At 33.1% G+C, this 22,389-nt stretch carries 22 protein-coding genes; 14 read left to right on the top strand and 8 right to left on the bottom strand.

Features of this window, described 5'->3' with window-relative positions; all coding sequences use genetic code 11:
- Window positions 1-197: 197 nt before the first annotated feature.
- The 3 genes from asnS (at window position 198) to KZH69_RS02755 (ending at window position 3,833) form a co-directional block, all read left to right on the top strand.
- The gene (gene asnS / locus KZH69_RS02765; protein ID WP_219315935.1) at window positions 198-1,631 is read left to right on the top strand and encodes an asparagine--tRNA ligase; all 1,434 of its coding nucleotides are present in this window, start codon (window positions 198-200) and stop codon (window positions 1,629-1,631) included.
- Between the two features lie 71 nt (window positions 1,632-1,702).
- Window positions 1,703-3,169 (top strand): RNA polymerase factor sigma-54, encoded by a 1,467-nt coding sequence (rpoN, locus tag KZH69_RS02760; RefSeq protein ID WP_219315934.1) that lies wholly within the window; start codon window positions 1,703-1,705, stop codon window positions 3,167-3,169.
- A gap of 58 nt (window positions 3,170-3,227) precedes the next feature.
- Complete coding sequence (locus tag KZH69_RS02755) at window positions 3,228-3,833, top strand: hypothetical protein (RefSeq protein WP_219315933.1); 606 nt, start codon at window positions 3,228-3,230, stop codon at window positions 3,831-3,833.
- Here KZH69_RS02755 and KZH69_RS02750 read toward each other — a convergent pair.
- Window positions 3,828-4,535, bottom strand: coding sequence for a porin family protein (locus tag KZH69_RS02750; protein ID WP_255557626.1), 708 nt, complete (start codon window positions 4,533-4,535; stop codon window positions 3,828-3,830). The genes KZH69_RS02755 and KZH69_RS02750 overlap by 6 nt on opposite strands.
- A gap of 201 nt (window positions 4,536-4,736) precedes the next feature.
- A complete protein-coding gene (locus tag KZH69_RS02745; RefSeq protein WP_219315932.1) occupies window positions 4,737-5,084 on the bottom strand; it encodes a hypothetical protein in 348 nt (115 codons plus the stop codon).
- 926 nt (window positions 5,085-6,010) lie between these two features.
- Here KZH69_RS02745 and KZH69_RS02740 point away from each other — a divergent pair.
- The 5 genes from KZH69_RS02740 to KZH69_RS02725 are packed head-to-tail and all read left to right on the top strand — an operon-like array spanning window position 6,011 to window position 7,640.
- A complete protein-coding gene (locus tag KZH69_RS02740) occupies window positions 6,011-6,766 on the top strand; it encodes a hypothetical protein (RefSeq protein ID WP_219315931.1) in 756 nt (251 codons plus the stop codon).
- Window position 6,767: 1 nt separating this feature from the next.
- Window positions 6,768-7,007: a DUF5675 family protein gene (locus KZH69_RS20740; RefSeq protein WP_439649416.1), complete on the top strand. Its 240-nt coding sequence runs from the start codon at window positions 6,768-6,770 to the stop codon at window positions 7,005-7,007.
- Window positions 6,910-7,206 carry a DUF5675 family protein gene (locus tag KZH69_RS02735; RefSeq protein WP_439649415.1) on the top strand — a complete coding sequence of 99 codons (297 nt, stop codon included), beginning with the start codon at window positions 6,910-6,912 and terminating at the stop codon, window positions 7,204-7,206. Before KZH69_RS20740 ends, KZH69_RS02735 begins: the two co-directional genes overlap by 98 nt.
- Window positions 7,207-7,213: 7 nt before the next feature.
- Window positions 7,214-7,474 (top strand): hypothetical protein, encoded by a 261-nt coding sequence (locus KZH69_RS02730; protein ID WP_219315930.1) that lies wholly within the window; start codon window positions 7,214-7,216, stop codon window positions 7,472-7,474.
- Window positions 7,464-7,640 carry a hypothetical protein gene (locus KZH69_RS02725; protein WP_219315929.1) on the top strand — a complete coding sequence of 59 codons (177 nt, stop codon included), beginning with the start codon at window positions 7,464-7,466 and terminating at the stop codon, window positions 7,638-7,640. Before KZH69_RS02730 ends, KZH69_RS02725 begins: the two co-directional genes overlap by 11 nt.
- A gap of 119 nt (window positions 7,641-7,759) precedes the next feature.
- On the opposite strand, the gene KZH69_RS02720 is transcribed toward KZH69_RS02725, so the two are convergent.
- The 3 genes from KZH69_RS02720 to KZH69_RS02710 all read right to left on the bottom strand — a co-directional run bounded on the left by KZH69_RS02720 (window position 7,760) and on the right by KZH69_RS02710 (window position 12,273).
- A complete protein-coding gene (locus tag KZH69_RS02720) occupies window positions 7,760-8,524 on the bottom strand; it encodes a hypothetical protein (protein WP_219315928.1) in 765 nt (254 codons plus the stop codon).
- 600 nt (window positions 8,525-9,124) lie between these two features.
- Complete coding sequence (locus KZH69_RS02715) at window positions 9,125-9,544, bottom strand: DUF6943 family protein (RefSeq protein ID WP_219315927.1); 420 nt, start codon at window positions 9,542-9,544, stop codon at window positions 9,125-9,127.
- Window positions 9,545-10,812: 1,268 nt separating this feature from the next.
- Window positions 10,813-12,273: an ATP-binding protein gene (locus tag KZH69_RS02710; protein WP_219315926.1), complete on the bottom strand. Its 1,461-nt coding sequence runs from the start codon at window positions 12,271-12,273 to the stop codon at window positions 10,813-10,815.
- A 471-nt stretch (window positions 12,274-12,744) separates the two neighbouring features.
- Between KZH69_RS02710 and KZH69_RS02705 the strand changes: the two genes are divergently transcribed.
- The 6 genes from KZH69_RS02705 (at window position 12,745) to KZH69_RS02680 (ending at window position 19,261) form a co-directional block, all read left to right on the top strand.
- On the top strand, window positions 12,745-13,254 hold the full coding sequence (locus tag KZH69_RS02705) for a hypothetical protein (RefSeq protein WP_219315925.1): 510 nt from the start codon (window positions 12,745-12,747) through the stop codon (window positions 13,252-13,254).
- 146 nt (window positions 13,255-13,400) lie between these two features.
- Window positions 13,401-13,823: a hypothetical protein gene (locus KZH69_RS02700; protein ID WP_219315924.1), complete on the top strand. Its 423-nt coding sequence runs from the start codon at window positions 13,401-13,403 to the stop codon at window positions 13,821-13,823.
- A gap of 93 nt (window positions 13,824-13,916) precedes the next feature.
- Complete coding sequence (locus tag KZH69_RS02695; RefSeq protein ID WP_219315923.1) at window positions 13,917-14,324, top strand: hypothetical protein; 408 nt, start codon at window positions 13,917-13,919, stop codon at window positions 14,322-14,324.
- Window positions 14,325-14,478: 154 nt separating this feature from the next.
- Window positions 14,479-15,105, top strand: coding sequence for a sigma-70 family RNA polymerase sigma factor (locus KZH69_RS02690; protein WP_219315922.1), 627 nt, complete (start codon window positions 14,479-14,481; stop codon window positions 15,103-15,105).
- 2 nt (window positions 15,106-15,107) lie between these two features.
- Window positions 15,108-16,247 (top strand): outer membrane protein assembly factor BamD, encoded by a 1,140-nt coding sequence (locus KZH69_RS02685; RefSeq protein ID WP_219315921.1) that lies wholly within the window; start codon window positions 15,108-15,110, stop codon window positions 16,245-16,247.
- Complete coding sequence (locus KZH69_RS02680) at window positions 16,238-19,261, top strand: CHAT domain-containing protein (RefSeq protein ID WP_219315920.1); 3,024 nt, start codon at window positions 16,238-16,240, stop codon at window positions 19,259-19,261. The genes KZH69_RS02685 and KZH69_RS02680 overlap by 10 nt, the downstream gene beginning before the upstream one ends.
- A gap of 63 nt (window positions 19,262-19,324) precedes the next feature.
- On the opposite strand, the gene KZH69_RS02675 is transcribed toward KZH69_RS02680, so the two are convergent.
- From KZH69_RS02675 to KZH69_RS02665, 3 genes are all read right to left on the bottom strand, one after another.
- Window positions 19,325-20,890 carry a phospholipase D-like domain-containing protein gene (locus KZH69_RS02675; protein ID WP_219315919.1) on the bottom strand — a complete coding sequence of 522 codons (1,566 nt, stop codon included), beginning with the start codon at window positions 20,888-20,890 and terminating at the stop codon, window positions 19,325-19,327.
- 208 nt (window positions 20,891-21,098) lie between these two features.
- Window positions 21,099-21,551 carry a hypothetical protein gene (locus tag KZH69_RS02670; protein ID WP_219315918.1) on the bottom strand — a complete coding sequence of 151 codons (453 nt, stop codon included), beginning with the start codon at window positions 21,549-21,551 and terminating at the stop codon, window positions 21,099-21,101.
- A gap of 84 nt (window positions 21,552-21,635) precedes the next feature.
- Window positions 21,636-22,376, bottom strand: a complete 741-nt coding sequence (locus KZH69_RS02665; RefSeq protein WP_219315917.1) for an N-formylglutamate amidohydrolase — start codon at window positions 22,374-22,376, stop codon at window positions 21,636-21,638.
- Window positions 22,377-22,389: the final 13 nt, after the last annotated feature.

The following is a 22,389-nucleotide window of genomic DNA, read 5'->3' as shown; positions in this document are numbered from 1 at the left end:
TCGCTCTAAAAAGTAAAAGACATAGCTGGTAGCAGGAAATCGAAGATTCAACGAAGTTAAATAACCTCTGATTACTCCATTGCTCACAATGACAATTTGAAACAAAACCTTTATATTTGCATTTAGATTAAAACACTGATTTTTGTTTTAATCTAAAATCATCCCGATACTTATTGGGACTAAAATCTAAAATTAAAATGAGACACACAAAAGTTAAAGACTTACTAAACAGTACAACGACGTTACCCGAAATCAATGCAAAAGGTTGGGTTAGAACTTTTAGAAACAATCAGTTTATCGCTTTAAATGATGGTTCTACCATTAATAACATACAATGTGTTGTCGATTTTGAGAATACGCCAGATGAAACTTTGAAAAGAATTACAACTGGTGCAGCGATTTCGGTAACTGGAAGCTTAGTGGAAAGCAAAGGTGCGGGACAAAAATATGAGATTCAGGTAAACAAACTAGAAATCCTTGGTGACTCGGATGCAGAGAAATTCCCAATGCAACCAAAGAAACACTCTTTGGAATTCTTGCGTGAAAATGCGCATTTGCGTGTGCGTACGAATGCTTTTGGAGCGATTATGCGTGTGCGTTCGGTTTTATCATTTGCTGTTCACAGCTATTTTCAACAGAAAGGTTTTGTTTATGTAAATACACCAATCATCACCGGATCGGATGCTGAAGGTGCAGGTGAAATGTTTAAAGTTACCGCTTTGCCATTTGACAACACACCAAGAACCGAAGACGGAAAAGTGAATTACAAAGAAGATTTTTTTGGTAAAGAAACGAATCTTACAGTTTCCGGTCAATTGGAAGGCGAAACTTTTGCAATGGCTTTAGGTCAGATTTATACTTTTGGACCAACGTTTAGAGCGGAAAACTCGAATACTTCTCGCCATTTGGCTGAGTTCTGGATGATTGAACCCGAAGTGGCTTTCAATGATTTGAATGACAATATGGATCTTGCCGAAGATTTCATTAAATATGTAGTAAAATATGCGGTGGATCACTGCGGTGACGATTTGAAATTCCTGGAAGGTCGTTTGACGGAAGAAGAAAAATCAAAACCACAGGCTGAAAGAAGCGAAATGCCTTTGTTGGAAAAATTAGGTTTTGTTATGGATAACAATTTCAAACGTGTTTCGTACACCGAAGCGATAGATATCCTTAGAGATTCTACTCCAAACAAAAAGAAAAAATTTCAATATATTATTAACGAATGGGGAGCTGATTTACAATCGGAACACGAGCGTTATTTGGTAGAGAAGCATTTTAAATGTCCGGTAATCTTGTTTGATTATCCAGCCAATATCAAAGCGTTTTACATGCGTTTGAACGAAGACGGAAAAACAGTTCGTGCGATGGATATTCTTTTCCCTGGAATTGGAGAAATCGTAGGAGGTTCCCAAAGAGAGGAACGTTTTGATGTTTTGGTTGAAAAAATGAAAGCCTTAGGAATCGAAGAAGAAGATTTATGGTGGTACTTGGATACTAGACGATTTGGTTCGGCAGTTCACTCTGGCTTCGGACTTGGATTTGAAAGATTGGTGCTGTTTGTAACTGGAATGACTAATATTCGTGACGTAATTCCTTTCCCAAGAACACCAATGAATGCTGAATTTTAATAAAGAGTTGATGGTTGATGGTTGACGGTTTTTAGCCAACAACCATTAACCAATAACCAACAACTATAAATATGCTAAAGCAGTTTTTAAATTTAAAAATATCACAGAAATTATCTCCACAGCAAATTCAGCTGATGAAGTTAATTCAGTTGCCTACGCAAGCATTTGAACAGCGATTGTTGGAAGAAATGAATGAAAATCCTGCTTTGGAATCTGGAAAAGAGGAGGACATTTATGAAAAAGACGAGTACGACACAGAACAATATGACGACTATGACGATTCGGAAGCAGATAGAGTCGAAGCCGAAGACATCAATATAGACGAATACCTAAACAGTGACGACACTCCCGATTACAAAACGCAGGCCAACAATTACAGCGATGACGATGAAACTAAAGAAACGCCATTTGCCGCAACGGTAAGTTTTCATCAGGACCTCATCAATCAGTTAAACACGTTCATTCTGAATGATGAAGAACGTGACATTGCCGAATTTCTGGTGGGAAGCATTGACGATATGGGATATATCCGAAGAAGCGTTTCTGACTTAGTCGATGACATGGCCTTCACTCAAGGACTTTATACAACTGAAAAACAAGTTGAAGCCATATTGCATATCATTCATGAGTTGGAACCCACAGGCGTTGGAGCACGAGATTTGCAGGAATGTTTATTGCTCCAATTAAAACACAAAACCCCAACAGAATCAGTTGACTTAGCCACTGCTATTATCGAACAACAGTTTGATGCTTTTGTGAGAAAGCATTACGATAAATTGATTCAGAAATTTTCTATTTCTAATGAACAGCTTAGAAATGCCATTCACGAAATCGAAAGACTCAATCCGAAACCAGGAGGCTCATTTTCTGGAAACAACAAAATTACAGAAAACGTGGTTCCTGATTTTACCATTCGTATTGTAGATGGAGAATTAGAACTCACCTTGAATGGCAGAAATGCACCTTCATTACACATTTCCAAAGATTATCAGGAAATGATGCAAACGTATAAAGAATCGAAAGACAAGTCACATTCACAAAAAGATGCCGTACAATTTATCAAACAAAAACTGGATTCTGCCAAATGGTTTATTGATGCTATAAAACAACGTCAAGACACTTTATATGTCACAATGAATGCCATTATGCATTATCAAAAAGACTATTTGTTTGATGGTGATGAAACGCGCTTGAAACCAATGATTCTAAAAGACATTGCCGACATGGTAGGCCTTGACATATCAACGGTTTCCAGAGTCGCCAACAGTAAATATGTAGAAACCCCCTATGGCACAAAACTAATCAAAGAATTCTTTTCGGAAGCCATGAAAAACGATCAGGGCGAAGATGTTTCTACACTTGAAATTAAGAAAATTCTACAGAACACCATTGAAGAAGAAGACAAGAAAAATCCTCTACCAGATGATCTTTTGGCCGAAATGCTCAAAGAAAAAGGGTATCCAATTGCTCGAAGAACGATTGCAAAATACCGCGAACAACTGGAAATACCTGTTGCAAGAATGAGAAGAAAGCTATAATTACAATTCGTTTTTTCGTTGTCGTTTAACGTAAAAACCCTTCAAACCCACATTGAAATTGAAAAAGATACTTCCCTTATTTTCCTATGTTTTCCATCCGATATTCACACCGGTACAAGCTTGTTTTTTCTATTTCCTATTCCACATAGCCGATTTCAAAATAGAATTAATTACCACCTTTTTTTTACAAATAGCAGTTGTAACCATTATGATTCCGATGGCGCTGTATTATTTACTGAAATTCACCGGCAAAGTAGATTCTGTAATGATAGCCAATTTGGAACAACGTAAAATACCACTAGTATTTCAAAGTTTTTTAATCATTATATTACTGCGAAAAACAATCTCATTACAATATTACCCTGAATTGCATTTTTTCTTCTTAGGCGCTTTGTTTAGCACCTTATTAGCCCTTGGTTTATTATACCTCAAAACCAAAGCGAGTTTGCACATGCTTGCTATTTCAGCATTAACTGTTTTTGTTTTCGGATTGAACATTCACTTGCAAATGGGAAGTATCTATTTAGTGCCCTTTTTGCTATTAATGAATGGTTTTGTCGCTTCTTCTCGCTTGGTAATGCAAGCACATAGCCCAAATGAATTAATTATCGGAATACTGTTGGGCAGCATTCCTCAGCTAGCCTTCCTTTTTTTATGGCTATAAAATATAGTATATAAGACCAAGACTCAAAGCATTCATATAAATACGCTCTGAATTTATTTGGGCACTCGATTTAAAAAAAGAATTCAAACCATAATATACTTGTAGATTAAAAGCACTATAACCCATAGAGATATAAACTCCATAGAGAAATTCATTAAAATCATTATTATTTTTTATAACGATTTTTTCAATTCCATCATCATAAACCGACTTATCGGCCAATAAATAACTAACTTTAAAACCTCCATATATCCTAAAAAACTGATATGTCGCAGGAGTTGAGTTACGCCATCTAACTTCAATTGGAACTTCTAGCCTTAATTGTTCAAATCTGTTTTTATCAAAATAAACAGTGGACGGTATCACCCCATAAATAGGCTCCTGATTGCTCCCCACAATGGCCATATCCTGAATATAATTATTAAAAGAAAAGCCAAAACCAGGAGCTATTGCAAAAGTCCTTCTCTTATTTAAAGGCATATCCCTAAGAAAACCTCCTGAAAAACCAAAGGATATTTTATTTTGAGACACACCAGCAGGCTTGTTTATAAGCGAATTATAATTAACCCCGATATAAAACTGATCCTCTCTATACAGACTATCAACCTTAATATGCAAAGTATCTATTGAGAACACAGCCTCTTGAGAAGATACTCTAAAAAATGATAAAAAAAGTAAACAACCAAGAAATAATCGCATCATTATCCTGTGAGTTAAATTAAAATCCAGTTTATATAAAGTATTTTAAGAGTTATAACTTTTAAAATACACGTACAAATATAAGATTTTGATAGTTTGATACTGCTTTTTAAAAATAAATTAAAGACAATCACAGAAAGTAAGATACTGCTTTTTAAACATAAAAAAAACGCTTCGATTCGGAAGCGCTTAAATACATTCTATTTATGTAATGTTCTTATATAAAACTGCAAATTGCTTATAATACCTTACAAACATAATAACCTCTAAATTCATATCAAGAACATCCTCTTCTTTAATAATACTGGCAAGTTCATTGATACAAATAGCACTACTATTTGTCTCTTCAACCAAAACAGGTTTTTCCCTTATTAAAACACAATTAATAATATCACCATAACTACTATGTGATGATAAAAATTGTGAGCAATTCTCTTCCATCTTACCTGTCTTAACAACAGACTGCGCTTTTGTGGTATTAAAGAAAAGAATAAGCAATACAAATATGATTGAATTTGCACAAGCAAACCCGAATAAAGTAGTTTTAAACATCTTCGTCAGCGGTTAAGTTAAATTTGTTTTGGAATAACAAACATAACATAAAATTTAAAGAACAGCCCTATAAACATAGGCCTAACTACAAAAATATCGACAAAATACACCTATAGGTACTTTTACGCGCTATTTATACTACAGTTTAAAATTAAAAAAAACCGTATTCTGCTACTAAGAGCGAAATACAGTTTTTGTTCTGGCAGAGAGGAAGGGATTCTATTCTCTTTCGAAAGCACCGTATTTATTGGGCTTTCATGCCTTATCAAAATGAGTGCACCGAATTATGCACCCTTTTTTTTGACTCAATTTGATTACTTGTATTGACAGCTCAAATTTAATCAAATTATATGGATTTTTTCAAATTATCAAATACAAAATGACATCAAGAACAAGACTTTTTTAAACAATTTACCCAATAATATGAGGCTCTACTTGTTCATATTTTAGACTGGTGTATTGACAGAATTCATCAATGCTCAGGAGTTGGTTTTCAAGCTTGTTGAGGTCGGTTCTTATTTTTTGCATCATTCTTATGCTTTGGCGATAACTTTTGCCAGTTATACGCTGTATGTCCTTTGGATAAATACACACTCTCTTTACTTCGGTTTTCATACTCTATCTATAGCTTTGATTAGGCTTTGAGTAACCTAAAACCTTAATTAGGATTTAGGTTTTTCCTTTTTTAAAAATAAGAAATAATTTCTTTGTTTTGGAAGCGGTGATTTACTTCAATTCATGGTAGCCAGAACGGCTATTTATGTCAATTTCTGCCATTTATGTTGCATAGCGTCAAATGGAATACCCTACCCTTTTTTATTTGTTTTAATCTCCTAAAATTTGTCTCCTAATCAATCGAAAGATGTTGCAACAGGATGATGATTGAGAGAGTTTTAAACGAAAAATTAATCTAAATTTTAGGAATTATGGCAAGACAGAAAGGCATAATCAAATTGAAAGGTACCATCGGGGATATTACCTTTTACAAAACAAAGGACGGTCATTTGGCCAGGGAGAAAGGCGGTATCGATGCGAGCAGAATTGCGAGCGATCCTGCGTTTCAGAGAACCCGAGAGAACGGTTCCGAATTCGGCCGAGCCGGCAAGGCCGGAAAAATATTGAGAACGGCATTGAGAACCTTGCTTGTCAATTCAGCGGATGGCAGAATGGTCAGCCGATTGACTCAGGCCATGGTTAAGGTGATCCAGGCGGATGCAACCAACGACAGGGGATTGCGTAACGTGATTGACGGGGAAGCAGAATTGCTTGTCGGTTTTGAATTCAATATCGGGGGGAAATTAGGGACTACCTTGTTTGCTCCATTTGTTGGAGGTATTGACCGAGTTTCGGGTGACATCACGGTGGATATTGCCCCTTTTGTCCCGCTGAACATGATTTCCGCTCCGAGGGGAACCACGCATTTTAAAATCATTTCTGCAGGTGCCGAGATTGATTTTGAGGCGGAAACTTTTGTGGTGGCCAATTCAGAAACGGCTATTCTCCCTTGGGATGCAAATCCAACAGTGGATATCAACCAAGTGAATGCGGTAACCGCAAACAGCACAAAGCCGTTGTTTTTGGCTTTGGGAGTGGAGTTTTACCAAGAGGTTAACGGGAAAATGTATTCGTTGAAAAACGGAGCTTACAACCCATTGTCATTGGTTCAGGTTAGCGGAGCGTAGTATGGTTTTGATATTGAACAGAACTTATTTTCCCGAAGGGACACAGGGTACTTTAGAATGGAACGGCACAATAGTTTGTCATGCCATCGAGTTGCCCTGGTTGGAAAACCAACAACGAGTTTCCTGCATCCCCGAGGGAGAATATGTTTTGCGGAAGCGGTTTAGCCCGCAAGTTTCAATGGCATTTGCATTTGAGAAATGTTCCGGGAAGAGATTTAATTTTAATCCATCCCGCCAATGACGCCAAAAGGGAATTATTGGGTTGCATCGCTCCCATAACAAAACATACTGGAATCGGCAAGGGAAGTCTTTCCCGAAAAGCTATGGAAAAGCTGAAAGCTTTGGTTTATGAAGCGTTAGATCGCAATGAAGAAGTAAAATTAATTGTCCAATCAAATCCTTTGACTCCGCTCAGGACGACAAGGCACAAAAACAAGTAGAAAAATTATGAATATAATTCACAGAGTAAACGCGCCCACCCCGAAGTTTTTTAGGCTTTTGAGAAGTATTGGATTGGCTATGCTGGCCATTAGCGGAAGTGTTATTGCAAGTCCAGTGGCTTTGCCAGTTGCGATTGTTACTGTTGCAGGATATGTGGCGGTAGCTGGTGGCGTTATTTCCGCGGTAAGCCAAATCACCGTTGACAATTCGTCACGCTCTGCGCAGGCTAATAAAGAAAACCAAAATAAGGCACGAGATGGAGACTAATATATCCCTCCGAATTGGAACCGCATCAGGAACGTTTTTGAGTATTATACCCAACATCCTTTCTGAAGATATTGTAAAAACTATTATCTTAGCGGTAGTGGGAGCGACTGTGAGTTTTACGGTTTCGCTTCTTTTAAAATGGTTGACAAAATTTAAAAATAAATAATCCGGTTTTGATTGGTAACCTTTTCCGGAGAATGAGAAAGCCTGATCCTAATTGATCAGGCTTTTTTTTGTTTAACGTTACGTGGCTGGATTATACGATACTGCTGTTAGTAAACATTGCTAGTATGGTGATAATAAAGGGTATTTGCTAAAGTTATTGATTTGTCCTTTAGTAATTTTTTGGATTGTTTCCAATAATTCTGCATTACAATTTTCTCTATAAACCGGGTATACAGTCCCTTTAAATTCTATATTATTCTCTGTTGGCACAGTAAATTCAACATAACTCAAAACCACTCCAAATTTGCTATCCGTTTTGAATATTTCGAGAACATCATTAAAACTTAACTTCGGTCGAAATTCAGGTTGATTAGCATAATGAGCAATTTGGGTTACCTCGATTAATAAAGCGGTATTTTCATTAGCATATTTTTTTTTATTTTTATCCCGAAAACTACTTAACAATCTTTTGTCACCGTTTAGTTTATTTGATTCAGGCGAAAATCTTACAGTAGTTAACTCGAATCCGCAATTATTTAGAAAAAAATCAGGTTCTTTTTTATTATGATCACCAAATTTAAATTCCATGTTATATTCGACTGCAGTTGAAATTAGGTTTGCACATTGTATGGTTTCAAATATGAAGCCATTAACGGATAAATCAGCATTTTTTACTATTTTTTTCAAATAAAAAGTATAGAGTTCTTCACTATGTTCTTTTATATCCATTAATGCTAACCCAAGTACTCGAAGTTTATGTCGTAATATTTGTTGATCAAATTCGTGAGTTGACATCGCAAGACTGACCATCATTGAAATGGGATGCTTTAAATTATTTAGGTCAATTCCTAAACTAGTTTTGTAGAATTCAATAATGTTTCCCATCCGATTCTGTAGCAATGTTTTTAAACTGGCATATATGTGTGACCGAATCATACAAATTAGCCAAATATAGATTGGCAGGATATCAACCCTTTTTTGCTAATTTACAAAATTATATGTTTTCATTTCTTTTAAAGTGGATAACTGAATTTAAAAATAAATAATCTGGTTTTGATTGGTAACCTTTTCCGGATTATTTTAAAAAGCTTAGTCGGAAGACTAGGCTTTTTTACATTATAAAAATTAATGTTTATTAGGTGTTATTTAAAATGTATATTTGTTATTCCAATACGAGTATTAGTAGTTCTTAGTGTTTTGTCAGTAGTTCTTTTTAGATGTCCTCAGGTTACATTTTTCCAATTTGCCCTTGGTGGAATAACAGTTTATAACTATATTAAAAATCTTGAAGTAATGAATGAAATAGGAATTTTTTTGAAAAGGTGGATTTGGGTTAACGCGGGCAGTCCAAAAGTAAAAAAACAAAACTTTCAAAACCATAGATATGAATATATTGCAGTTAACTCTCAGGTTCGATCCCTGACTGTCCACATATCCTAAATAGAAAAGCCTAGTCATAATAAACGACTGGGCTTTTTTTTGTTTTTACCTCAACTGATTTTGGAGCAATGCCCATTTTAGTTTTTCAATCTGTTCCACTGTTTTTGTATAGTGATTTTGAAGCGCTTCCAGTTGCTGGATGCGCTGGATAAAATCTAGATGTTTTTGATGTTGCTTATAGGCTTTGAGCACCTCATCGCGGAAACAGCTTTTAAAAGTGGTAATTCTGACAAATGGAATTACAGATCCTATTTGATATTGGTGCCAAAAGTTGGATTTCCAAAGGAAATAGGCAATCCAATATAGGTTTTCGGTTTCCTCTTCAGTTTTAACGGTAATCAAAAAGCAATTCGGACAGCTTTCTTTTAGAGGCTTACCTGCATTTTTTCCTTTGCTTAAAATAAAAAAGTGTGGTTGGGTAATTGGTCTTTGAGGCTGGTGCGTCAGTACGTTGTGAAAAGTCATAATTCTGGATTTAAAATTATGCTCTTGCTCGCTTTTCAAGCTTCGCTTATACATTTGAAAAGAAAAAAAGAAAAAAAAGAAAGTCATCTCTCTAGTGGAGGTTTCAAAAGAAGTCAAGTTTTTTTGATAAAATACAACCCGAATGGGTGGAGATTTTATCAAAAACCCGCAGGGCTTGAACTTTACTTTTTGAAACCGGAACTTACCTTTACTTTCTTTTTTTTTATTTTTTTTTTAGCAGGATGCTTCTTAGAATGGTTGCAAATGTTCTTATGAAATCGGCAATTAACACCCCCAAGCACCGCAAGGAGCAAGAAAAAGTGGTGCCCCTTTTTCTGGGGCAAGGAACTTTTTCTTGCGGATGAGGAGCGCAGTGGCGGGGTTGCGGTAATCGAACTGCTACCATAGACGCGGGAGTACAGCGGAGGCACGGAGCGAAACGAAGCGGATATGAGCGTGAAACGGCGGGGCAACTATAAAATCAGCCCCGCTTTTTCTGCGGGGCGTTCCTTAATTCAGGGCAAAGCGAGCTACGACAGCGAACGAAAAAATGATTGAATTCAAATCGGTTTTATTTTTGCAATAATGTCCTGAGATATTAAAAACGCAGTCGTAGGGAGTGGTGCCAACCCCGATGGCTGTGCGAAGGAGCAACCGCCAAAAAACTAGGGGCGACAGACATAATACTGCTGAAGGAATGGAGCTGAATGGAGTGTGACTGCGTAGTTTACGAAGCTGGCACGCGGAGTGAAGCGCAATGAATGAAGTTGTATTGTGGATGTAGTAGCCCCGCCGAACGGAGGAAGAGAACGTGTGGAGATGAGGGCGAGGAAGCGTAGTGGTGGCCTGCCCTTTTTTCAGGGCTGGCCGACGCTATGCTGACGAGTGGACTGTGGAATGGAGGAAGGAGGCTTTTTCTGCCGACGACCGACTGGAACAGCCGAACGGAACAAAGCGAACGACCGGAGAGAGACCGCTTGATTGCCTGCTGTTATTTTTATCGTGAACGTTGTTTTGAAAATTGATTTTACTTTACTGAGGCAATCATCAGAGGATTAAACTCATAAAATACCTGAGTCTTTTGCTTCCGATATCTTTAAAACGTGCTTTTTTTTACAATTTTACAGAAATATTTAAATGAAACTAGATTATGATGAATTTGTAACGACAAAGATGTTGCTTAATTAATTACACTTCTTGCTTAAGCTTTGTAAACCTAGATAAACAAAGGAAATAAATTCGTTCTATTCTCCTTGCTTAACTAAGGTCTAATGTTTTTTAAACATATAAATTGCATTTTTATCTCTTTGTTTTTCACTTATGCGATCCAACAATCCTTCCTCTTGAAACTTATTGACATAGGTGCGAATTGTATTTATATTGATTGCGGTAAATTTTGTCAACTCATCAATTGTGGCTTGGTGATTTAAAAACAAATAATTAAAAATACTCCTTTGAGTTACATTATACCATTCCCAATTTTTTTCAATTTTTTCTATCACAGAGTCATGAATTGTTTTAGAATGTTCGCTTATTTTATTTCGAAGTATCAAATAAACATTTCCGTTTTCTTCTTTGTATTCTGGAATAGATAGCATCGATTTTTCCATCGATTCATAGATTCGAGAAACACCTTCATTAAGTTGTCTTACATATCCCATGTCTTCAAGGACTCTGGCTATTCGTGGATTTCTAGCAAAACGCTCTGTTTTGATATTTTGAATCGTAACTTGTGAAGGAAGGGGGCCACTATTGCTGATTTCTAATCTATCGTTAAAGTGTTTTATATAAATTGCACTCCCCTGTACATTATAAGAACGGTGACACATAGCATTTACAACACCTTCCAACCAAGCCTCTTCTGGATATTCAGGTACTTTTCTAAACTTTCCATCTTCCATATCCAAAAAATAATAATCTCTAAACGAGGCTTTAAGAAAGACTCTCAATTCATTTATAAGTTTTGGAATATTATTTTCAAATCGCTCATCTTTTACCACATTATGGTTTACTCCGGTTAATGCTACTACACCATCATAGCGGATGTAACGAACTGACGCAGAGGGGATATACTTCTCAGGATCTTTTGAAAATAATAATACAGATGCATTTTTTAATGCATAACCATTTTCATTCTTTTTTGCTAAGTAGCGTTTTGTCAAAAGATCAAGAACTTCACCGTTATAATTTAATTTTGCTCTGTATTCTTTCAATAAGTCTTGGTCTAAATCGGCAAAATCTAAATCGTTAACAATCTCTTCCTCAAAGCGTCTTATACTTTTATCATATTCAAGTTTCTTTATTCTATCTCTGTTTAATTTTCTGTTTGTATCCAATACCCTCAAAAACACATCCTCATTATCTTTTCTACAAAAAATACGCTCCAATTCTTGTTCAACGTGAAATAGCAGTATGAGATTTCCATTTACCTCAACTTCCTCAATCTCTATGTTACAAGCTGGCTGAATGAAATCAAAAATCAGTGTTCTGTACCCATCAAGCTTTTCTCCTAAATTCCGCAAATCTTGAAATTCCCCATTATCTGAAACTCCAAAGACTAGAACGCCTCCATCTGCATTGAGCATGCCAATCAATTCTTCAGCAATCTTTGTTGGCTTTATGTCTTTTTCTCCTAATCCTTTACGTTCAAAATACTGATTTTCTTTTTGGGTTCGCAAATACGTTTCTGTGATCATTGAGTTTTTACTCGAAATAGGTACTATATTCATTCTTGCTAATTTAATCTATTTTATTGTTTATTCTTTGAAACCCCTTTATTTTACAGGGTTTTCAACTAGTCCACTTACCTTGCTTAGCGCTATATAAAACTTGCTTATCATTCAAAGTCGTGAAAAACTTTTGGATGTTTGAATTTTTAGGATAAGATTAAAACTGTTTAAATCAATTGGTTCTCATAAATCAGGATTGTTCGGACTGCTAATTGAAAGTTGATTTTGGTCAACAATCAGTCCCTGACTAAAGCACTACTACTTGGCTCTTTTGAATTCAATATGCTTTCCCTCTCCTTGTGAAATGAGTTTTCTTACCGCTAAAGTATAAAATTAAGCCTAAATATATTATCCAAATATTAAAAGTCATCTCAATAAGCAAGAAAACATCTCTCTTCAAGGGTTACCTTTTTACTTTTCCAGGATTAATCGGAGTAAACAAATAATCATATACACTTAAATTTATATTTTATGAAAAAATCATCTTTTCTAACAGCATTATTTTCATTGCTAATTTCATCTATTTACACTCCACTTTATTCACAGGATGAAAAAATTAAGCAAGAAATAATCGCAAAATTTAAAATTTCAGATGGTACAAAAAACGGTGAAGATATAACTCCTTATTTATTAGGACAGAATGCTTATCTAGTGATATATAAAGATCAGGCTACCAAAACAATTTGCATGGCAAATTTTTGGGGAAAGAATGATTCTCAAAGCTATGGATCCATCTATTCAATGGAAGAAAAACACATAAAAGCTGATTCTGAAAATTATGAAGCTGATCAGTTTTTCTTTCAATGGAGTTACACGAATACTTATGACAATAAAAAAGGAACTGCCAAAGTTCAATTACTGAAAGTATATAAACCTCAAGGCATATATTTTAAAATGACCATTATCCCTGAAAATTTAGATGTATTAGTCTATAAAGGATATATGGAGGGTACATTAGATTTAACAGTGTATAATAAATAAATAATTACCACACATACCAAACTCTTATAAATAAAGGATTTTTTTAACCTTCTGAAAAAATAATTAAAACCGAGGGTTACCTTTTTACTTTTCCAGTATTAATAGATATAAACAAATAAACATTAACAATTTTAAATTTACTTCTTATGAAAAATTTCTTATTCCTTATCGCAGTTTTATTTACTACAGCTTTATCTTTTGCCCAAGTTTCTGTTAGCGGTTATTACAGAAGCAACGGGACTTATGTTCAACCTCATCAAAGAACAGCGCCAAATTACACCCGAAATGACAATTACAGTACGATAGGAAATGTGAATCCATACACTGGAGAAGCAGGAACAAAACCGAGAGACGGTTACACAACGACAAGAACTAGTTCTAGTAATTACAATGCTCCTACTTATAGCAATACTAGTACTTATTCGGCTCCTACTTATACTCCCACCTATACAGCACCTACAACAACTTATTCAACTCCAAGTTATAGTACATCCCCAACCATCTATACTGGCCCAAGAGGCGGAACGTATTATATCAACAGCAACGGAAACAAGTCATACGTTAACTAAAATTAAAAAATAGCTCTAAATCAATCATTGTCAATCTATTGTCAATTGTTAGCAAGAGATTGATGTTTTATCAAAATTTAAAAATTACTTAGCATGAAAAAATTCCTCTTCTTATTTGGCATCTTCTTATTATTTTCCTGTTCCAATTCTGATGACAATACCAATTCTCCTAATTCAGATTTTCATCCTCCATCTTGGATTCAAGGCGTATGGGAACAACAAAGCAGTCTTCCGGGAGTCGCCGGTGTAACATTTAGCTTCTCTGCAAATGATTTTTGTTTCACTAATTCAGGTATTGCCAAACAATGCCAACAGGATTACGTAAATCAAATGAGACAACCTGGCAATTCTGTTAGTGTAACAGAAACTAATACAGAGACTACTTATACCGTCGAAATAAAATATTATGCAGGTCAATCGGTGATTTATTCGTTTAGAAAATTGGCCAATAATAAAATTGAATGGACAGCTGTTAGCGGTTCTGTTTTTATTAAGCAATAAGTCTTTGAATAATAACAATCTCTCGAAATAATTTGAGAGATTGTTATTTGTTTTATTCTAGGTTATAAAGTTGATTCTTTCTGGAATTTGGGCTTAATCAAAAATTAATTCTTATTTTGTGACGTTTCTAATACGACTTACAAAATATAAAAGAATGCCAAAGATTACAACAACGAAGTTTGGACATTTGACGGATCAAGAACTCGTAATTCTTATTCAACAAAACCCAGATTATCTAGGAGAGGTTTACAAAAGATGCAAGCAATATTGCATTCAGTTTATGCGAAAAATGACCAACGGGTCTAAAAGCGATTATGAACTGGATGATGTTTTTCATGATTCGATGTTGGTTTTGTATGAAAAAATCATCAAAGAGGATTTTGAATTAACCGCATCCTTACAAACTTATTTGAATTCCGTTTGCCGTTTTCAGTTGTTAAATAAATTGGGCAAGGAGAAATTGTATTCTGATTATGACGATGATGGTGGAAAAGATGACGATGAAAATCCAATGGGTTATAAATCCAGTATTACCGATTCTTTGGATGAAATAGAAGACCCAAAGGAATCTCAATTTACGGCAATTGAACGTGCTTTATTAATGATGAAAGAAGCCGGAGGCCATTGTTATGAACTTCTCACATTATTTTGGTATCATAAAAAATCGATGAATGAATTGACCCAGCATTTTGGTTACAGTAATTCAGACAACACTAAAAACCAAAAGGCAAAATGCCAAAAACGATTAGAGAAAATAGCTTTTAATGTATTGAATACTTAGAAATGAAAACAGCTATTGAAATTGTAAAAAATATCGTTTTCCCTCAATTGGAAAAAGACCCAAAGTTTTCTAAAGAGAGAATTGATTATGCTTTTTGGGAAAAATTCACCATTGATTTATTGCATTACGAGAAAGATGCTCAATCTATATATGCAAGTATATATAGTTTAGAATTAGCTAATACCGAAAAAGTAATTGACAAACTACCGAGTATTTATGCTCAATTCCTAAAAGAACAAGCAGAAAGTTCTGTTTTGGGACAAACTTCTTATGCAACTGACTATTTATTAAAAACGAATAATGAAGTTTTTTTAAAGGAAGTCCACTTTTTAGAAACGATGCAACAAGCCATCAAAAGTGTGGAACGTAAGCGTATTAAAGCAGATTTGCCAACATCCTACGAAAAACTAACCTTTGAACTTTCTGAGACCGACCTTGCGAACGCCATTAAAAAAAAAGGTCGTGAAGATTTAAGAGTAAAATTCAAACAATGGGATACCGAATTAGGAGAACAGGAATCAGTACCTGTGATTTCTATGTTGACAAATGAAAAAGAGAAAACGAAAGTCATTTCTTTGTCTTGGATGAAATATGCTAGTATAGTTGCAATTTTTATTATTGGATTTATGGTTTGGCAACCTAATAAGTTATCTAATGATAACCTGTTTTCTCAATATAATTCTGACGAATCAATTATCCAATCCATAGATTATCAAAAAATGGCAACAATTTCTGAATCAGGAGACGTAAGAGGTGGAGAAATCTTATTCCAAAATTATACAAAATCAGAAACTGATGAAGCAATGGAAGCGATTGAGTTGTTTAAAAACAACAATTTTGAAAAGTCAAAACAATTGCTGATTACTTTAAACCCTAAAGAAAAAAACAATCAGCTTTTATTGTTTCTCGCCATAGCCCAATTAAAAACAAATGAAGTAAATCAAGCAGTTTCTAATTTAGAATATCTTAATACAATAACCAATTATGAATTTGCAGATGAAGTAAAGTTTCATTTAGCTTTGGGCTACATCAATCAAAACGAAAAGAGGAAAGCAAAAGATTTATTAATTACTCTAGTTCATACAAATAATAAATATTCAAATACAGCACAGGAAATTTTAGACAATATGAGATGGTTTTAAATTTTGATTATGTTAAAAAGAAAGCTACTACTATTTTAAATCTATTAGTATTTCTATTTGTATTGTATTTGGTTATCAACTTTTTATACTTGATATGGTACATCGCTAATCCAGAAGGTTTTTGGGGATTCAACTATTTTTGGGAGTTATTGCGAATAGCTCTTTTTGCACTATTCATATTAGTTTTTGTAATCATCATTATTGGTTTATTGATTTCCTCATTAATTTCAATTCTAAAAAAACAAGCTGATAAAAAAGAATTCATACAACTATTTGGAGTTTTATTATTTGGAGTAGTTATGTCTATTTTTAACTATTTTTATGCTTCGGGTTTTTCATTATATATCTCGAAAAATCTTTCTGATAAATATAGTAACCTTAATAAAACAGAAGAATATTTACAAGAAGGCGATAAAACTTCAGCTTTTGAATATGCAAAGTCATCCTACGAAAAAGAGACAAATAGGAGTGAAATACCAAACTATCTCTTTCTTACTAAGCTATATAGTAAATCGAATTTTGACAGAAAACAAAAACTAATAAACAAATATTCTGCATTAGTCAGCTATGCTCATTGTTTAAAGTCAGACCAAAAATTTATTTTAAAATCCGAATCATTATTTAATGCCGGATTGGAATTGGTAAATTCTGATTTGTTAAAACAGGAAAAGAATAATTTAGCCATATTTCCAACTCTTTCATTGGCCGAGATTAATTTGCAAAAAGGAAACTATTTCAAGGCGGAAAATTATTTCAGTAAACTTAATGAGCTAAATAAAAACTCCGACCAAGAAGATGTTTATTATATCATAAACAGCAACATGCTCTTTGCTGATCAAGCTTTAAGGGTTGGAGATATATCTAAAGCTATGAGACTTCAATTAGAAAATCTTACACTTTATGAAAAAACGGAGTTAAGTAAAACCTCATCTAATTATTTAGGCCTCCTTTTGCTTGCTACGGCAAGCGAATTATATTTTCAAAATTTTGAAAAAGCTTCGGGTTTATTATTGAAATCCATTCCTATTGCTGAAAAAAAACAAAAGAAAGCAATTTACAATCTGTATTTATCCACAAAAGCAAGCTACTGTTATTCTTCTGCATTAAATAATCGTGGAAATAAAGTAATTATAGATAAAAACTGGTGGCAAAAAGCAAAAGGATTCTTTTCAGATAAGCCAAATTTGAATGATGAACTATTTAAGGAAGCCGAAAATTGTTTTAAAGAATTAGTACAAGTTACAAAAGAAAAATCAGGAAAAAATAGTTCTGAATACCTGGTGACTTTGAATCAATTGGCTGGTTTTTATAGTAGCATAGGAAATTTTTATTTGGCACAAAAAAATTACAAGGAAGCTTTGTTTATTTTAAAACCGAATAAAGACACAAATAAAGATTTGTATTATAGTACTTTATTGAATTTGATATCTGTTGAATCGAATAAAAATGCAAATCAGTCTACTCTTGAAGAACTTGAAAAATATTATTATCAAAAATTAACGGATAACTATCTTTTTCTTACCGAAAATGAGAAAGTGAGTTTTTCATTAAATACTGAAAGAAAATTTGAGATAATAAACAGTATTTACATAAATGTGGGGAATGAAAAATCAGGAATGCATTTGTATAATAATACTTTAGCTTTAAAGAACATTGCCTTGTATTCCAATCAAAATACTCGATCTTATTTGAATGTTGCTAATTCGAATTTAAAAAAGAACTATCAAAGTCTTTTAGGAGAAAAAGAAAAATTGCTTCATACTAAGTCGAAATCAAAAGAAATCGAATATAATTTAAATAGAAAACAAAGAGGCTTAATAGAACAAATAGCATCTGATTCAAATTATCACTTTATAGATCCAACTGCAATTAAATGGGAGGACATTAAGAATTCACTGGATGAAAAAGAAATTGCTATCGAAATAATAAATGTTCCGGTAAACAAAACAGGAAAGAATGACAGAGGTTATTTCGCATTATTAATAAAAAACAATTCTAATTTACCAGAAGTTATCCCATTATTTTTGGAAAGTGAACTGTCAAATATTCTAAATAAGAAAGGTAGCACTAAAGAAAGAATAAATTCTATTTATTTACAAAACAAGGAAAAATTAAGCAATTTGATTTGGAAAAACATTGAGAATAAAACCTCTCCCCATGACAAAATTTATTTATCAGTAAGTGGGTTGCTCCATACCATATCATTTCCTGCATTATTGAATGAAAAAAACATTGATGTTACTTATCTAGGAAGCACAAAAGGTCTTATAGAAATAAAAAAAGGAACTTCAAAAAAGAGCAGTATTGCATTGTTCGGAAACATAAATTATGGCGAGAATAAAAATATTGAGAATTTAAAGTCTCAAAACAGAATTGGGACAAATAAATTAAAGTATTCTATTTTAACATACTCTAAAAATGAAGTTAATCGAATAAAGTCAATTTTTGAAGCTACGGCTGAAAAGAAAGTTTCAGTATTCTCCCAGAGTGTAGCTTCTGAAGAAAATTTCAGAAAACTTAATGGACGTAATTTTGATATAATCCATATTGCTACCCACGGTTTTTATAATGCTTTTGGCACTGTGTTTAGTGGGGTAAATGATAATAACATCGATAATGTTCTCCTAAAAAGTGGTTTGATTTTTTCTAATGCAAACAATAATTCTACATATACTAAAAATGATGGAATATTAAACTCTTTTGAAATTTCACAAATGGATTTGTCTAATGTTGATTTAATTGTTTTGTCAGCTTGTGAAACAGGTTTGGGTACTATTAAGGGAAGCGAAGGTATTTTTGGACTTCAAAGAGCATTTAAATTGGCTGGAGTAAAATCTATGATTGTAAGTTTATGGCAAGTTCCTGATAAATCTACCTCTGAATTAATGGTGTGTTTTTACGAGTTTTATTTGAGAGGTTTTTCTAAAAAAGAATCCCTTAAAAAAGCACAGGACGCTATCAAGAGTAAATATCAATCGCCTTATTATTGGGCAGGTTTTTTGCTTATTGAATAATTAAAGACTAATATTTTCAATGTCAAATCAATTAACTAGCAACTTAGTTAGATCATATAAAAATTATTTCTTTATAAATCTAAAAAGAAGTTTCGTTGCAACTTCAATTTTTTCATTGTCATATTTTAATCCGCCAATACTGGATTCATATTCCTTTATTAATATATTGAAATCTTGAACTTTTAAGTTGACTTCATTTAAGAACATTGCCATAAAAAAATGCCCCCAAGCGTTATCACTAAAAAAAAACAATTTAGTTTTATCCGAATAAGGCATTTTTCCAGTTCTCGAATGTGTAGCAATGTGCTCTATTTTGTCATCACATGTCATGCTACCCGTTACTAAATCAATTTTCCAATATTTCCTTACAAAACTATCTATTCCACTTTTACAATATGATACTATGTTTGTATATTCATTTAAATAAGCTACTGGATATTCACGTAAAAAAAGAAAATTATTTTTTATTTTACTTTCTATAGAATAACCATCATTAGGCTGAAAAATTGCTCTACCAATAGGCATTCCCCAATTATCATATAACGCTGAATTAGAAATACGTTTTTCTGAATGTAAATCTACGCTCAATAAAAATAACGAATTGTTAATAGGTGTAAAATATGATGAATTAGTAATATTATTGCATCTTTGGTTTTTTTGGAAATCAGAAATTACACCATTTAGATTTAAAAATTTTGGACCATCAATATCAATTATGTAACTTTTGTCGATTTTTCCAATTATTTTGTACCCTTCCTTATCAATTTCTCCTTTATGAGAGATTTTAAAAAGTTCTGATTTAGTGACAGAATTTGATTTAGTGACATAAATAGGTATTTCGCCCCAGAGTTCAGATTTAATATTTATGAGTTTGTCTTGATGATTGGCAATAACTGAAGTAATTCTTTCACTGGTAAGCTTTATTTCTTTTGAAAAGAATTTATTAAGTTCGGCAATATCTAAATGTCTGGATATATAAAAAATATATTTTAAAGATGTAACTTCCTTATCTTCAGTATTTATTAAATAATATCCAGAATACAAATTACCAAAGGTTTTATTATAATATTTATTTCGGTTTATAATAACATTTTCTGGTACATAATATAAATAAGGAATTGTTGCTTCATTCCTAATCCTTTTTAAAAAATATTCAAAATCATACTCTAATTGTTTGAAATTTTCTTTATTTACGGAAAGCTTTGAGTCGATACTTCTGCACTGTTTCCATAATGAATCAAACTCCAGCTGGTATTGATAAGCAAAATCAATATTATTTGTCGTTACGGTAATATTTTCACTATTATATTTTGCATTATTCGTCCAGTTATAAGAACCCGAAATAATTGTTTTATTGTCAATAATACAAAACTTATTGTGCATTAATTTTTGACTTAAACGAACATTAGCACCATTAAAGTAGAGTTTCTTAAAATTTTCCATGCCATTAATTTTATCCTCAAAAGACAAAACATTTACGGTAATTCCTCTGTGTAAACAACGTACCAAATTATCAATTATCTCTATATCTGTTATCCAGGCAACTGCAACAGAAATAGAAAATTTTGAGTTACATATTTCTTCTATGATCTCATTTTTAATGTTTTTAAAATAAACTTTAGAATGCATAATATATTTTATATCTTAAAACTCTTTTTCTAATTATAAATTAAGTGCATTTTATTTGGCCTTATATCAAAAAAAAAAAATTATGAAAACATTATCTTTTTCATAAACATAATCCGAAAGGTTCTTAATTTATTGCCAAACCTAATCATTTTAATATGAGTATACAAACTTATCAGAATTCATAGATTTTACAACAGAATGGAAACTCCTAAGAACTTAATTCATCGATTTCTTCTTTTTTCAAATACCCATTGCATAGCCCAAAATCAACTAATTGTTCATTTTTTATATCCAAAAAGAAAGCAATATACTTTTGATAGACCACAAGGTTAATCGGAATTGGTGCTTTTTTGTGTTGGTAAGTCCATTTAAAAACTTTTACGTTTTTCCCATATTCACAAAAATGACATTTAGAGTCAAACTGTTCCATTTCTATGATCTCGGTGCCTTCAATCGGATTGTGCCAGTTTTCCAGAATGGCTAGTATCTGTTTCGACATATTGTCGAAATCGTCAATAAAATTCAGGTCGTATTTTATAAACAACTTGAGAAAATCAACAGATCTCATTGTTTTGGTTGCCAATTCAAAGTCTTTTACAAATGATGAGCTAAGTTCTTTTGTCAAACCTTTTTTGATGTTGGCATTATTTGTTAGTGTCATATTTTTAAGATTTAAAATAAAAGATGGAGAAAATTTAATGCTACTATTTGTTATTTCACTGAAATTGGTCGGAAGTATTGCTTATTATAAACATCTAATTACGTTTAAGAACTCCTGAATAATTTGTTTTATTTCTTGATATCGAATGGATTTCACATTAGGTTGTTCATTTAAATATAACCCTCTATTAATTTCCAACATAATCGATTGTACGTTTTTGTTTTTTTGATAATATGCTATAGGCACTATGGATCCACAGTATGGCTTATCAATACCCAAGGAATATCCTTTTTCTTCGTAGAAAGCTACAGAGGCATCAATTAAACCTTTGGGTGTATGAAATGCATCCGTCCCAATATTAAAATCAGGGCGATAACCTGATTGGTCCAAAACACGGTTCAAAGGTTTGGACGGAAAAGAATGGCAATCAACAATAGTCGCTTTTCCATATTGTTCCAATTGTAGTTGTACATTTTTGGTAAGCCAGTTATGATGTTTCCAATAGTAGTTATCCAGAATATGTTTACGCAATTCGGGAGTTACGTTTCTTAATGATTCTCCAGAATCTGTTTTTTCATATAAAACTCCCATTCCAAATTGAGCCATTACTTCCTGACTATTATCTGAAAATCGTTCGGTATCACAGAAAATCCTAGAAAAGGGAGCTTTAATACTAATATCGTATTCATTTTCAAATAAGTCATCAGTGTACCAGTCCGTAAGTTTTAGAATTTCCTGGTTTAAAATTTCATCCGTTATGCAGTACCCTTCTTTTGAAGGGATTTCGGTTGAAGAATGTGGTATGTGCAATATAAGATTCCTCATAAGCATTTAAAAA

Origin of the sequence: Flavobacterium taihuense, from assembly GCF_019351435.1 — a bacterium.
Taxonomy (GTDB): domain Bacteria; phylum Bacteroidota; class Bacteroidia; order Flavobacteriales; family Flavobacteriaceae; genus Flavobacterium; species Flavobacterium taihuense.
Note: the sequence above shows the minus strand (reverse complement) of the source record. Positions and strands in the feature narration are given on the sequence as shown.

Bases quoted from the DNA above. Each gene is read 5' to 3' on its own strand.
- KZH69_RS20740 (WP_439649416.1), top strand. From the start codon at position 6,768: ATGGTTTTGATATTGAACAGAACTTATTTTCCCGAAGGGACACAGGGT.
- KZH69_RS02710 (WP_219315926.1), bottom strand. From the start codon at position 12,273: ATGAATATAGTACCTATTTCGAGTAAAAACTCAATGATCACAGAAACG.
- KZH69_RS02680 (WP_219315920.1), top strand. From the start codon at position 16,238: ATGGTTTTAAATTTTGATTATGTTAAAAAGAAAGCTACTACTATTTTA.
- KZH69_RS02695 (WP_219315923.1), top strand. From the start codon at position 13,917: ATGAAAAAATTCCTCTTCTTATTTGGCATCTTCTTATTATTTTCCTGT.
- KZH69_RS02705 (WP_219315925.1), top strand. From the start codon at position 12,745: ATGAAAAAATCATCTTTTCTAACAGCATTATTTTCATTGCTAATTTCA.
- KZH69_RS02735 (WP_439649415.1), top strand. From the start codon at position 6,910: ATGTTTTGCGGAAGCGGTTTAGCCCGCAAGTTTCAATGGCATTTGCAT.
- KZH69_RS02745 (WP_219315932.1), bottom strand. From the start codon at position 5,084: ATGTTTAAAACTACTTTATTCGGGTTTGCTTGTGCAAATTCAATCATA.
- KZH69_RS02675 (WP_219315919.1), bottom strand. From the start codon at position 20,890: ATGCATTCTAAAGTTTATTTTAAAAACATTAAAAATGAGATCATAGAA.
- KZH69_RS02750 (WP_255557626.1), bottom strand. From the start codon at position 4,535: ATGATGCGATTATTTCTTGGTTGTTTACTTTTTTTATCATTTTTTAGA.
- KZH69_RS02740 (WP_219315931.1), top strand. From the start codon at position 6,011: ATGGCAAGACAGAAAGGCATAATCAAATTGAAAGGTACCATCGGGGAT.
- KZH69_RS02730 (WP_219315930.1), top strand. From the start codon at position 7,214: ATGAATATAATTCACAGAGTAAACGCGCCCACCCCGAAGTTTTTTAGG.
- KZH69_RS02700 (WP_219315924.1), top strand. From the start codon at position 13,401: ATGAAAAATTTCTTATTCCTTATCGCAGTTTTATTTACTACAGCTTTA.
- KZH69_RS02685 (WP_219315921.1), top strand. From the start codon at position 15,108: ATGAAAACAGCTATTGAAATTGTAAAAAATATCGTTTTCCCTCAATTG.
- KZH69_RS02715 (WP_219315927.1), bottom strand. From the start codon at position 9,544: ATGACTTTTCACAACGTACTGACGCACCAGCCTCAAAGACCAATTACC.
- rpoN (WP_219315934.1), top strand. From the start codon at position 1,703: ATGCTAAAGCAGTTTTTAAATTTAAAAATATCACAGAAATTATCTCCA.
- asnS (WP_219315935.1), top strand. From the start codon at position 198: ATGAGACACACAAAAGTTAAAGACTTACTAAACAGTACAACGACGTTA.
- KZH69_RS02670 (WP_219315918.1), bottom strand. From the start codon at position 21,551: ATGACACTAACAAATAATGCCAACATCAAAAAAGGTTTGACAAAAGAA.
- KZH69_RS02725 (WP_219315929.1), top strand. From the start codon at position 7,464: ATGGAGACTAATATATCCCTCCGAATTGGAACCGCATCAGGAACGTTT.
- KZH69_RS02665 (WP_219315917.1), bottom strand. From the start codon at position 22,376: ATGAGGAATCTTATATTGCACATACCACATTCTTCAACCGAAATCCCT.
- KZH69_RS02720 (WP_219315928.1), bottom strand. From the start codon at position 8,524: ATGGGAAACATTATTGAATTCTACAAAACTAGTTTAGGAATTGACCTA.
- KZH69_RS02690 (WP_219315922.1), top strand. From the start codon at position 14,479: ATGCCAAAGATTACAACAACGAAGTTTGGACATTTGACGGATCAAGAA.